Genomic DNA, 13071 nt, shown 5'->3' with positions numbered 1-13071 from the left:
TTCGGACGAGGTAAGCCCCGGCCATGAAATTACAGCAGCTGCGCTATATCTGGGAGGTTTCCCGCCACAACCTGAATGTGTCGGCTACCGCTCAGAGTCTTTTTACCTCTCAGCCAGGCATATCCAAGCAGATTCGTCTGCTGGAAGACGAGCTTGGCGTGGAGATCTTCGCGCGCAGCGGCAAGCACCTGACTCGCGTGACACCCGCAGGGGAGGCGATCATCGAGCTGGCAGGCCAGGTGCTCAGGCTGACTGCCAACATCAAGGATGTGGCCCAGGAACACAGCGACGAGCGGCGGGGCAGCCTGTCCATCGCCACCACCCATACCCAGGCGCGCTACTGCCTGCCGCCGGTGATCCAGAACTTTACCCAGCGCTACCCGGATGTCGCTCTGCATATGCAGCAGGGGACGCCCAAGCAGATCGCTCAGATGGTCAGCGAGGGACAGGCCGACTTCGCCATCGCCACCGAGTCGCTGGAACTGTTCAACGACCTGGTGTTGCTGCCGTGTTATCGCTGGAACCGCTGCATCCTGGTGCCGCGGGATCACCCCCTGGCCGAGGTCGAGCGTCTGGGACTCGACGAACTGGCCAAGCACCCGCTGGTGACCTACGTGTTCGGTTTCACCGGACGCTCGCAACTCGACGACGCCTTCCGTGCCCGTGGACTCTCTCCCAATGTGGTGTTGACCGCCGCCGACGCCGATGTGATCAAGACCTATGTGCGTCTGGGGCTGGGGGTCGGCATCGTGGCCCACATGGCGGTGGACGAGGTGCTCGATGAGGATCTGGTGGCGCTGGACGCCAGCCATCTGTTCGAGAGCTCCACGACCAAGATCGGTATCCGCCGCGGCACCTTCATGCGCGGCTACATGTATGACTTCCTGCAGCAGTTTGCCGACCATCTGGACCGTGATCTGGTCGACGCTGCCCTGGCAGCGGGACCGCGCCATGAACACGCGCTGTTCGAGAAGATCAGCCTGCCGGTGCGCTGACCGCGGCGAGGTGGCGCCAGGCGAGCTTCACTGACGTCGTCATGAACCGAAAGGCCCCGGACTCAAGCGAGTCCGGGGCCTTTGCGATCTTGTGAGGCTGTGCAGCCAGGTACCTCAGAACGTCAACTGGTGGCCGCCTGGGGCAGGTTGAGGGCATGCAGCCCGCATTCCTTGCCACCCTGGTCTTCCCACCACCAGCGACCCTCACGTTCATGCTGGCCCGGCAGAATGGGGCGGGTGCAGGGGGCGCAGCCGATACTGACGTAGCCCTTTTCGTGCAGGGCGTTGTAGGGCACATCGAAGGAGCGAATGTAGTTCCACACGTCTTCGCTGGTCCAGTGGGTCAGCGGGTTGATCTTGTAGAGCGGTTGATCGTCACTGCCGAAGGCGGTGTCGCGCTCGGCGATCTGCAGCTTCGAACGGGTGCCCGGGCTCTGGTCCCGACGCTGGCCGGTGACCCACACCGGCAGGCCTGCCAAGCGCTGGCGCAGCGGCGCTACCTTACGGATGCCGCAGCACTCGTGGTGACCGTCCTGATAGAAGCTGAACAGTCCCTTCTCGCTGGTCAGCGCCTGCACTGCCTGCTGATCGGGGAAGCGAATATCGAGCTCGATATCATAGTGATTGCGGACTCGTTCGAAGAACTCGTAGGTCTCGGCGTGCAGACGCCCGGTGTCCAGGCTGAACACCTTGACCTTGTCCTTGGGCGCGACCTTGAGCGCCAGGTCGACGAGCACCACGTCCTCGGCGCCGGAGAATGACACGGTCAGTTCGCCGAAGGCCTCGTAGGCGGCTTTCAGGATATTCTTGGGTGTCGCCTGGTCATTGGCCAGGACGAACGCATTGGGGTCAAAGGACGTCACGGCGACCTCCACTGGGGGTTTTGCCGATACCCTACCAAAACCCGCCGCCATCGCCCCAATATCGATTGGTTCGGTTCTTATATATCGTTTATCGATTAGCGGTAAGGTTTCTTATTACTATTTGGCAGGTGTGCCCAGGGCGGCCATCAGATGGCGAATCTTGTCCTGGGTCTCTTTATGGTAGGTCCGCCTGTTCCTGTCTAGCGCGAGTCAGTCGCAGTGCCCAGGGCGGCCATTAGATGGCGAATCTTGTCCTGGGTCTCTTTATGGTAGGTCCGCCTGTTCCTGTCTAGCGCGAGTCAGTCGCAGTGCCCAGGGCGGCCATTAGATGGCGAATCTTGTCCTGGGTCTCTTTATGGTAGGTCCGCCTGTTCCTGTCTAGCGCGAGTCAGTCGCAGTGCCCAGGGCGGCCATTAGATGGCGAATCTTGTCCTGGGTCTCTTTATGGTAGGTCCGCCTGTTCCTGTCTAGCGCGAGTCAGTCGCAGTGCCCAGGGCGGCCATTAGATGGCGAATCTTGTCCTGGGTTTCTTTATGGTAGGTCGGCCTGTTCCTGTCTAGCGCGAGTCAGTCGCAGTGCCCAGGGCGGCCATCAGATGGCGAATCTTGTCCTGGGTTTCTGTGTACTCGGCCTGTTCCCGAGAATCCGCCACCAGGCCACCACCGCCCCAGATGTGCAGTCGGCCGGCATCGGCGACCAGGGTACGGATGGCGATGGACGTATCCATATGGCCACGCACATCGACGTAGCCGAGGCTACCGCAGTAGGCGCTGCGTCGATCCGGCTCCAGCTCGTCGATGATCTGCATGGCGCGAATCTTGGGGGCGCCGGTGATCGAGCCACCGGGGAAGGCCGCTTCCAGCAGCTTGAGCGGTGGCGTCTCGGCGGGTAGGCGTCCCTTCACCACGCTCACCAGATGGTGAACATTGGCGTAGCTTTCCAGTCCGCACAGTTGGGGGACCTTCACCGTGCCGGGCTGACACACGCGACCCAGATCATTGCGCAGAAGGTCCACGATCATCACGTTCTCGGCGCGATCCTTGATGCTCGAGGACAGCTCCTGTGCCAGGGCTGCATCCTCCTGCTCATTGGCCCCCCGTGGCCGCGTGCCCTTGATCGGACGCGTCTCCACCTCGCCCTGGCGGCTTTCGACGAAGCGTTCGGGCGACAGCGACAGCAGCGCCTGTTCGCGCCCTGCGTACTGCCAGGCCATGAAGCCGGCGAAGGGGGTCGGCGTCGCGTCACGCAGGCGGAGATAGGCCTGCCACAGGTCTCCCCGGTAATCCGCCGAATACCGTTGAGCCAGATTGATCTGGTAGCAGTCTCCGGCACGGATATAGTCCTGCACCTTGGCAAAGCGATCGCGGTAGCCCGCTTCGCTCAGGTTGGAGGTGAAGGCGGAGCTCAGCGAAAAGTCGCCGGCAGGTGTCGCTGTCGCCAGCCAGGTCTGTACCTGCTGGCGCCGTTCGGGGGAGGCGACGAGAAGGCAGCGGCGCTCCTGGTGGTCCTGAATCAGCGCCCAGTCATACAGGCCGAGCCGGGCCTGAGGCAGGTCGGTGGCGGTCTGTGAAGGCCCTTCGATTCCCGCCAGTTGCCGGCCCAGGTCGTAGCTCCAGTAGCCGATCAGCCCGCCGACGAAGGGAAGATCAAGCTCCTGGCGTGGACGGGGCAAGCGTTCGAGCAGGCGCTGCTGAGCGTCGAAGGCGGAACCCTCGAGGGCCCTGCCGCTCGAGTCTCTGGGCAGACCATGCTGATCGACTTCCAGCCATTCGATGGGGTCGCTCGAGAGGATATCGAATCGTCCGCCGGGGGCCTGGGGCCGGCCGCTGTCCAACAGCACCGCCCCGGGCCTCGAGCGCAGAGCCTCGAAATAGCGCAGGGGGGTCGCGTGGTAGGGCAGGGAGGTGGTCTGGAGCTCGGCGTTCATTCGGGGCCTCGGGCGTTGCAGGCGGCATATTCTACTGGCAACGACAGGGCTTGTCGTTGTGGAAGGATGGCGCGAGTCAACGCTGCATTGTCGACAGGACAAGGAAGATGGATGGCATTGTCTACAACCAATGGTTAAGGTTATGAGCCTGATCAGGCCATTGACCCGCGCCTTGGCGTATCTTACATTTCCGTTATCCCAACATTGTCGACAATGATCCCATGACCAGCGCCGAATACGAGACCCCCGCCACCCCCGAAGTAAGAACCCTCGCCGAGCGGGTCTTTCATCAATTGCAGGACGCCATCGTCCGGGGAGAACTGGCGCCGGGCAGCAAGATCACCGAGCCGGGACTGTCCAAGGCCTACGGTATTTCTCGTGGGCCGCTGCGCGAGGCCATGCGACGACTCGAGGCTCACCGGCTGATCGAACGGGTACCCCATGTGGGTGCCAGGGTGGTCAAGCTGTCGATGAAGGAGCTGATGGAGCTGTTCGACGTGCGCGAGGCGCTGGAAAGCATGGCCGCCAGGATCGCCGCCGAGCATATGACCGCCAGCGAGATCGCCGGCCTCCGAGAAGTGCTGGCAGTGCACGAGAAGCAGGCTGATCTGGCCAGCGGTGAGGCCTACTATCAGCGCGAGGGCGATCTGGACTTCCACTATCGTATCGTGGTGGGCAGCCACAATCGCATGCTGATGGCCCTCTTGTGCGACGACCTCTATTACCTGGTCCGGATGTACCGCACCCAGTTCAGCGCCAGCGGTGCACGTCCGCAGAAGGCCTTCGTCGAGCACCACCGTATCGTCGACGCCATCGAGGCGGGTGACGCCGAGCTGGCGGAGCTGCTGATGCGTCGCCACGTCAGCGCTTCCCGCGAGAACGTGATGGCGCGCTACGCCGCCTCGCTGGAGGGGCGCGACGAACCCCAGGTGGTCGCCGGCAACGGCCTGGTGACCTGATCTTACTTTCCCCTGACTGGAGCCCCCCATGACATCTTCGTCCACTTCGACCCCTGGTGCCCGCTTTCGTGCGGCGCTCAACGCCAATAGCCCGCTGCCCATCGTCGGCACCATCAACGCCTACACCGCGATGCTGGCCGAGCGGGTCGGGCATCAGGCGATCTATCTGTCCGGCGGTGGCGTTGCCAATGCTTCCTTCGGGTTGCCGGACCTGGGCATGACCACCATGAACGATGTGGTGGAAGACGCCCATCGCATCTGCGGGGCCAGTGACCTTCCGTTGTTGGTGGACATCGATACCGGCTGGGGGGGCGCCTTCAATATCGGGCGTACGGTCAAGGAGATGCAGCGGGCCGGGGTCGCTGCCGTGCACCTGGAAGACCAGGTGGCGCAGAAGCGCTGTGGCCATCGCCCGAACAAGGCCATCGTGTCCCAGCAGGAGATGGTGGATCGGGTCAAGGCTGCTGCCGACGCGCGCATCGATCCGGAGTTCTACCTGATCGCCCGTACCGATGCCTTCCAGAAGGAAGGACTCGACGCGGCCATCGACCGTGCCAACGCCTGCATCGAGGCCGGTGCCGATGCGATCTTCGCCGAGGCGGTGCACACCCTCGACGACTATCGCGCCTTCTGCGAGCGGGTGGATGCCCCGATCCTGGCCAACATCACCGAATTCGGCGCCACCCCGCTGTTCAGTCAGCAGGAACTGGCCGAGGTGGGGTGCAGCATGGTGCTCTACCCGCTGTCGGCGTTCCGCGCCATGAACGCTGCCGCGCTCAAGGTCTACCAGAGCATTCACGACAACGGACACCAGCGCGACGTGGTCGACACCATGCAGACCCGCGACGAACTCTACGACGTGCTGGGCTACCACGACTTCGAGCGCAAGCTCGACGCGCTGTTCGACGAGGGCAAGGACTGAGAGACCCTCGGGCGTCCAGCACGCCTTTCATGCCTTTTTTATAACAACGACCAATGACGAAAATGGAGATACGCCATGGCTGATAAACCGATTGGAGGAGCCGGTCTGCGGGGACAGAGCGCCGGTGCGACCGCACTGTGCACCGTGGGCCAGAGTGGCTCGGGCCTGACCTATCGCGGCTACGACATCAAGGAACTGGCGGACAAGGCCCGCTTCGAGGAGGTGGCCTACCTGCTGCTCAAGGGCAAGTTGCCCAACCAGAGCGAGCTGGATGCCTACATCACCAAGTTGAAGGGCCTGCGCGGTCTGCCCGAGGCGCTCAAGACGGTACTCGAGCAGATCCCGGCGGACGCCCACCCGATGGACGTGATGCGTACCGGTGCTTCGATGCTCGGCAACCTGGAAACCGAGGCCGACTTCAGCCAGCAGCAGGACGTCTCCGATCGCCTGTTGGCGGCGCTGCCCTCGATCATCTGCTACTGGTACCGCTTCAGCCATGATGGCGTGCGCATCGACACCGAGACCGACGACGAGTCGGTGGGCGGGCACTTCCTGCACCTGCTGCGTGACGAGCCGGCCTCCGAGCTGCATGCCAGGGTGATGAACGTCTCGCTGATCCTCTACGCCGAGCACGAGTTCAACGCCTCGACCTTTACCGCGCGTGTCTGTGCATCGACGCTGTCCGACATGCATTCCTGCGTCACCGGGGCCATCGGCTCCCTGCGTGGCCCGCTGCATGGCGGCGCCAACGAGGCGGCGATGGCGATGATCGAGAACTGGCAGAGCGCCGAAGAAGCCGAACGCGAAATCCTCGGCATGCTCGAGCGCAAGGAAAAGATCATGGGCTTCGGACATGCCATCTATCGCGAGTCCGACCCGCGCAACGCCATCATCAAGCACTGGTCGAAGAAGCTCGCCGACGACGTGGGCGACACCCGCCTGTACCCGGTGTCCGAGCGGGTCGAAGCGGTGATGTGGCGCGAGAAGAAGCTGTTCTGCAACGCCGACTTCTTCCACGCCAGCGCCTATCACTTCATGGATATCCCGACCAAGCTGTTCACTCCGATCTTCGTGTGTTCTCGGGTGACTGGCTGGTGCGCCCACGTGTTCGAGCAGCGCGAGAACAACCGCATCATCCGCCCCAGCGCCGACTACACCGGCCCGGCCCACAGCGAATGGGTACCCATCGAAGAGCGTGACTGAGCCCGGGGGCTCTCCTGAACGTATCTTGAAGATATCCCGAGGCTCGAGCGGCGGGGCGCGCGCATGGTCATGATTGTGGTCATGGTCATGCGCAGGCACAAGTGGCTCCGCCGCCTTCCTACCATATTCGCGCCGCGAGGGCCGTGCCCTCGGGCGCCCGAGACCGTGACGCCCATGAACACCGACTATCGCAAGCCCCTGCCGGGGACCGACCTTGACTACTTCGATACCCGGGAGGCGGTGGACGCCATCTCTCCCGGCGCCTACGACCGACTGCCCTACACCTCCCGAGTGCTGGCCGAGAACCTGGTGCGCCGCTGTCCACCGGAGGATCTCACGGCGGCGCTGTCCCAGATCATCGAGCGCAAGCGCGAACTCGACTTTCCCTGGTTCCCCGCGCGGGTGGTGTGCCACGACATCCTCGGGCAGACGGCGCTGGTCGACCTGGCCGGCCTGCGTGACGCCATCGCCGAGAAGGGGGGGGATCCGGCCAAGGTCAATCCGGTGGTGCCCACCCAGCTGATCGTCGACCATTCGCTGGCGGTGGAGCACCCGGGATTCGAGGAGGGCGCCTTCGACAAGAACCGCGCCATCGAGGATCGGCGCAACGAGGACCGCTTCCACTTCATCAACTGGACCCGCGAAGCCTTCGAGAACGTCGACGTGATCCCCCCCGGCAACGGCATCATGCACCAGATCAACCTGGAGAAGATGTCGCCGGTGATCCAGGCCCGTGACGGCGTGGCCTTCCCCGACACCCTGGTGGGCACCGACAGTCACACGCCCCACGTGGACGCCCTCGGCGTGATCGCCGTCGGGGTGGGTGGGCTCGAGGCCGAAAGCGTGATGCTGGGGCGTGCCTCCTACATGCGACTGCCTGACATCGTCGGGGTGGAGCTCAGCGGCAAGCCCCAGCCCGGCATCACCGCCACCGATATCGTGTTGGCGCTGACCGAATACCTGCGCAGCGAACGGGTGGTGTCGAGCTATCTCGAGTTCTTCGGTGAAGGCGCGGGGCACCTGACACTGGGTGATCGTGCCACCATCTCCAACATGACGCCGGAGTATGGCGCCACCGCCGCGATGTTCTACATCGACGATCAGACCCTCGACTACCTCAAGCTGACCGGGCGCGAGCCGGAGCAGATCGAACTGGTGGAGACCTACGCCAAGGCCGCCGGCCTGTGGGCCGACAGCCTCGTCAACGCCGACTACGAAAGGGTGTTGCACTTCGACCTGTCCAAGGTGGAGCGCACCCTGGCGGGGCCTTCGAGTCCGCACAACCGGGTCTCTACCCGAGAGCTTGCCAGTCGCGGCATCGCCGCTCCTTACGAGCAGAAGGACGGCGAGATGCCCGACGGCGCAGTGATCATCGCCGCCATCACCAGCTGTACCAATACCTCCAATCCGCGCAACGTCATCGCCGCGGGGCTTCTGGCCAAGCGCGCCAACGAGCTGGGCCTGACCCGCAAGCCCTGGGTCAAGACCTCGCTGGCGCCGGGGTCCAAGGCGGTGCAGCTGTATCTGGAGGAGTCGAACCTGCTCGGTGAGCTCGAGCAGCTAGGCTTCGGCATTGTTGGCTTTGCCTGCACCACCTGCAACGGCATGAGTGGTGCGCTCGATCCGGTGATTCAAAAGGAGGTGGTCGAGCGTGATCTCTACGCCACCGCCGTGCTGTCGGGTAACCGCAACTTCGATGGGCGTATCCACCCCTACGCCAAGCAGGCGTTTCTGGCCTCTCCGCCGCTGGTGGTGGCCTACGCCATCGCCGGCAGCGTGCGCTTCGATATCGAGAAGGACGCCCTGGGCGAAGACGCCGAGGGCAACCCGATCACCCTGAAGGATCTGTGGCCGGCGGATGACGAGATCGATGCGATCATCGCCGAGAGCGTCAAGCCGGAGCACTTCCGCGACGTCTACATCCCGATGTTCGACACCACCTTCGACAGGTCGAAGGACACCAGCCCGCTGTACGACTGGCGCGAGATGAGCACCTATATCCGGCGTCCGCCGTACTGGGAGGGTGCGCTGGCCGCCGAGCGCTCGCTGACCGGGCTGCGCGCCCTGGCGGTGCTGGGGGACAACATCACCACCGACCACCTGTCGCCGTCCAATGCCATCCTGCCGACCAGCGCGGCGGGGGAGTACCTAGCCAAGATGGGCCTGCCGGAGGAGGACTTCAATTCCTACGCCACCCATCGAGGTGATCACCTGACCGCCCAGCGGGCGACCTTCGCCAACCCCAAGCTGATCAACGAAATGGCGGTGGTCGACGGTGAGGTCAAGCAGGGCTCACTGGCTCGCCTCGAGCCCGAGGGCGAGGTCATGCGCATGTGGGAGGCCATCGAGACCTACATGGCGCGCAAGCAGCCGCTGATCGTGATCGCCGGGGCCGACTATGGTCAGGGTTCCTCCCGTGACTGGGCTGCCAAGGGTGTGCGTCTGGCCGGTGTCGAGGTCATCGTGGCCGAGGGCTTTGAGCGCATCCACCGCACCAACCTGATCGGCATGGGGGTACTGCCGCTGCAGTTCGAGGAGGGGACCACGCGCAAGACCCTCGGCATCGACGGCAGCGAGACCTTCGATGTCCGCGGCGACATCCAGCCCGGGGCCAGCCTGACCCTGGTGATCAAGCGGCGTGACGGAGAAAGCGTCGAGGTGCCGGTGACCTGTCGTCTCGACACCTTCGAGGAGCTGTCGATCTACGAAGCCGGTGGCGTGCTGCAGCGTTTCGCCCAGGACTTCCTCGAATCGGAGGTGGCGTGATGGCCGGTTTTGCTCCGCAGCTCCGCATTCCCGCCATCTACATGCGTGGCGGCACCAGCAAGGGTACATTCCTGCGCAAGGATGACCTGCCCGAGGCCGCGCGTGAGCCCGGCCCCGTGCGCGACGCCCTGCTGATGCGTCTGGTCGGTAGCCCCGATCCCTACGCCAAGCACACCGACGGCATGGGTGGCGCCACCTCCAGCACCAGCAAGGTGGTCATCGTCAGCGCCAGCGAGTCGCCGGATCACGATGTCGACTACCTGTTCGGCCAGGTGGCCATCGACAAGGCCTTTGTCGACTGGAGCGGTAACTGCGGCAACCTGTCCTCGGCGGTCGGTCCCTTCGCCATCGAGAGCGGACTGATCCCGCCTGAGCGAATTCCTGCCGACGGAGAGGTGGAGGTACGCATCTGGCAGGCCAACATCGAAAAGACCATCGTCGCCCGAGTGCCGATACAGGACGGTCAGGTGCAGGAAAGCGGTGACTTCGAACTCGACGGCGTGGCCTTCCCTGCCGCCGAGATCGGCCTGGCCTTCAAGGACCCCGCCGACGGCGAAGGGCGGATGTTCCCGACAGGCCAGGTGGTGGACGAACTCGAGGTGCCCGAGGAGGTGGTGTCTGGAGGTCGCATCCAGGCAACCCTGATCAATGCCGGTATTCCGACCATCTTCGTCAGGGCGGCCGACCTTGGCTATGACGGCACCGAGCTTCAGGACGATATCAATTCAGACCCCGCCACCCTCGATCGGCTCGAGACGCTACGGGCCCACGGCGCGCTGAAGATGGGACTGATCTCGAGACTCGAGGAGGCCGCGAACCGTCAGCACACGCCTAAGCTGGCCTTCGTCGCCTCGCCTCGTGGCTACCGGGCGTCCAGCGGCAAGCAGATCGACGAAGGCGATATCGATCTGCTGGTGCGGGCCATGTCCATGGGCAAGCTGCATCACGCCATGATGGGCACCGCGGCCGTGGCCATCGGAGTGGCCGCCGCGGTGCCGGGGACCCTGGTCAGCCAGGCCGCCGGCGGCGACGAGGGGCGCAGCTCGGTGGTCTTCGGTCATCCCTCCGGCACCCTGCGGGTCGGGGCGCGAGTTGAACAGCTGGACGGCGAATGGACCGCCACGGAGGCGACCATGAGCCGCAGTGCCCGCATTCTGATGGAGGGCAAGGTCAGGGTGCCGGCGGACGTCCTCGATTCGTAACGCTTTCGACCGGTGAAGCCCGCCTGTGTCGATACTGGCGCCAGTGGCGCACCACGACGATACTGACAACGGACCTTTTGCATTAGCGCCGCCGCCAGGCGGCGCTGTCGTTCTCCCCCATTCTCGAACCTCTCGCCATCCGCCCACGCTGGTCCTCGGACTCCCGGCCCCTGCCTTGATACAGGCACAGGCTCAGGCACTGGCTCAGGTACAGGCACGCCGGCAGCGGGCGATAGCGCTCACTGGAAGGAGGCAGACATGAGCACCGTCGAATCCAATGTTCGTCCCGACTACGACGACGAACTCAAGGCCATCGCCGACTATGCGCTGGACGCCGTCATCGATAGTGACGAGGCCTTCGATACGGCGCGCCACTGCCTGATGGATACCTTGGGCTGTGGCCTGCTGGCATTGCGCTTCCCAGAATGCACCAAGCATCTGGGGCCGCTGGTGGAAGGCACCCAGGTGCCATGTGGCTCGCGGGTGCCTGGCACGTCCTATCGACTGGACCCGATCAAGGCGGCCTTCGATATCGGAGCCATGGTGCGCTGGCTGGACTACAACGATACCTGGCTCGCGGCGGAGTGGGGGCACCCGTCGGACAATCTGGGCGGTATCCTGGCGGTGGCCGACCATCTCTCACAGTGCCGCGTGGCCAGAGGCGAAGCCCCGTTGGTCATGCACGAGGTGCTCGATGCGATGATACGGGCACACGAGATACAGGGCGTGCTGGCACTGGAGAACTCGTTCAATCGTGTCGGACTGGACCACGTGTTACTGGTCAAGGTGGCGTCCACTGCCGCTATCGCCAGGCTGCGCGGCGCCAGTCGTGAGCAGACGCTGTCGGCGCTATCCCATGCCTTCGTCGACGGTCAGAGCCTGCGCACCTACCGCCATGCTCCCAATGCCGGTTCGCGCAAGAGCTGGGCCGCCGGTGACGCCACCTCGCGGTCGGCGCGTCTGGTGGACATCGCGATGCGCGGGGAAATGGGCATACCCGGCGTCCTGAGCGCTCCCCAGTGGGGCTTCTGTGATGTCTCCTTCAGTCACTCCAATCGTGATCTCTCGCTGAAGCCCGAGGACACCCGGCGTCTACGTCTGCCTCAGTCGTTTGGCAGCTACGTGATGGAGAACATCCTGTTCAAGCTTTCCTTCCCCGCAGAGTTTCATGCCCAGACGGCCTGCGAGGCGGCGGTCACCCTGCACCCCGAGGTCAAGGGGCGGCTGGATGAGATCGAGCGCATCGAGCTGACTACCCATGAGTCGGCAATACGCATCATCTCCAAGGAAGGGGCGCTGGCCAACCCGGCAGATCGAGACCACTGCCTGCAGTACATGGTGGCGGTACCGCTGATGCTGGGTGAGCTTCAGGCCGAGCACTACGAGGATGACTTTCATCAGGCTCATCCGGAGATCGATGAGCTGCGGGCAAGGATGGTGGTCGTCGAGGACGAGGGCTATACACGGGACTATCTGGACCCGGACAAGCGATCGATCGCCAACGCGGTCAGGGTGGTGTTCACCGATGGTAGTGCGACCGACAAGGTGGAGGTGGCCTATCCCATTGGTCATCGCCGTCGTCGCGAAGAGGGCATGGCGGTGCTCGAGGCCAAGTGTCGACGCCACCTGGCCACCCGATTCGCCCCCGGACGTTGCGACGAGATCATGACGCTGTATCAGGACGCCGAGCGCCTGGCGGCGACGCCGGTTCATCGCTTTGTCGATCTGCTGGTGCTGTAGAGACCAACGAGGGGAGGGCGGTGGCTTGGGCAGCGTGGGCAGCGCTGTCCCCGGGCGTACCCATGGGCCTGCAAAATCCGTCGCCGGGCAGGCTTAGCCTTTGGTCGAAATTTTTTTACACGAAGTGCTTGCCAAGGCCGGTCCCAATCCGTAAAGTACGCATCCGCTGCCGGCGACGAGCAAACGTCACAGGCGGTGAAGAGTGGTAAAAGTGATTGTTTTGAAAAGGCTTTTTTAAGTCTTCGAAAAATTCTCCACTTGACGGGCAACGAGAAATCGGTAAAATGCTCGCCACTCGATCGGAGTCGCCAGGACGGCATCGCAGGATGCGCGTCAGGCTCGCTTCGCTTTCTCTTGGGTCCTGCAGGCATCGCTTGCACGGCGAAAAAAAGAAAGCCTTGACGAAGCGCTTCGATTCTGTAAAATACGCCTTCCTCGCAGGGCGCTGCGCCAACAGGCGCTGCAAAGCGAGAAGCTCTTTAAAAATTGATCAG

General features: G+C 63.7%; 9 protein-coding genes. 7 read left to right on the top strand and 2 right to left on the bottom strand.

Going from position 1 to position 13071, the window contains the following annotated elements; all coding sequences use genetic code 11:
- Positions 1-23: 23 nt before the first annotated feature.
- Positions 24-995, top strand: coding sequence for an HTH-type transcriptional regulator CysB (cysB, locus tag C6W88_RS20440; RefSeq protein ID WP_045993775.1), 972 nt, complete (start codon positions 24-26; stop codon positions 993-995).
- Between the two features lie 122 nt (positions 996-1117).
- Here cysB and C6W88_RS20435 read toward each other — a convergent pair whose 3' ends face one another.
- Positions 1118-1858, bottom strand: coding sequence for a phosphoadenylyl-sulfate reductase (locus C6W88_RS20435; RefSeq protein ID WP_231498732.1), 741 nt, complete (start codon positions 1856-1858; stop codon positions 1118-1120).
- Between the two features lie 556 nt (positions 1859-2414).
- Entirely contained in the window at positions 2415-3785 is a 1371-nt protein-coding gene (gene pabB / locus C6W88_RS20430; protein WP_108133821.1) for an aminodeoxychorismate synthase component I, read from the bottom strand.
- A 221-nt stretch (positions 3786-4006) separates the two neighbouring features.
- On the opposite strand from pabB, the gene C6W88_RS20425 reads away from it, so the two are divergent.
- The 6 genes from C6W88_RS20425 to C6W88_RS20400 all read left to right on the top strand — a co-directional run bounded on the left by C6W88_RS20425 (position 4007) and on the right by C6W88_RS20400 (position 12577).
- Complete coding sequence (locus C6W88_RS20425; protein WP_045993772.1) at positions 4007-4744, top strand: GntR family transcriptional regulator; 738 nt, start codon at positions 4007-4009, stop codon at positions 4742-4744.
- Between the two features lie 28 nt (positions 4745-4772).
- Positions 4773-5666, top strand: a complete 894-nt coding sequence (gene prpB, locus C6W88_RS20420; protein WP_045993771.1) for a methylisocitrate lyase — start codon at positions 4773-4775, stop codon at positions 5664-5666.
- A 75-nt stretch (positions 5667-5741) separates the two neighbouring features.
- Positions 5742-6869, top strand: a complete 1128-nt coding sequence (gene prpC, locus C6W88_RS20415; RefSeq protein ID WP_108133820.1) for a bifunctional 2-methylcitrate synthase/citrate synthase — start codon at positions 5742-5744, stop codon at positions 6867-6869.
- A 174-nt stretch (positions 6870-7043) separates the two neighbouring features.
- The gene (gene acnD / locus C6W88_RS20410; protein WP_108133819.1) at positions 7044-9635 is read left to right on the top strand and encodes a Fe/S-dependent 2-methylisocitrate dehydratase AcnD; all 2592 of its coding nucleotides are present in this window, start codon (positions 7044-7046) and stop codon (positions 9633-9635) included.
- Positions 9635-10837, top strand: a complete 1203-nt coding sequence (gene prpF / locus C6W88_RS20405; protein WP_108133818.1) for a 2-methylaconitate cis-trans isomerase PrpF — start codon at positions 9635-9637, stop codon at positions 10835-10837. The genes acnD and prpF overlap by 1 nt, the downstream gene beginning before the upstream one ends.
- 258 nt (positions 10838-11095) lie before the next feature.
- Positions 11096-12577: a bifunctional 2-methylcitrate dehydratase/aconitate hydratase gene (locus tag C6W88_RS20400; protein WP_108133817.1), complete on the top strand. Its 1482-nt coding sequence runs from the start codon at positions 11096-11098 to the stop codon at positions 12575-12577.
- The last annotated feature ends 494 nt before the right edge of the window (positions 12578-13071 follow it).

Origin of the sequence: Halomonas litopenaei, assembly GCF_003045775.1 — a bacterium.
Taxonomy (GTDB): Bacteria; Pseudomonadota; Gammaproteobacteria; order Pseudomonadales; family Halomonadaceae; genus Halomonas; species Halomonas litopenaei.
Note: the sequence above shows the minus strand (reverse complement) of the source record. Positions and strands in the feature narration are given on the sequence as shown.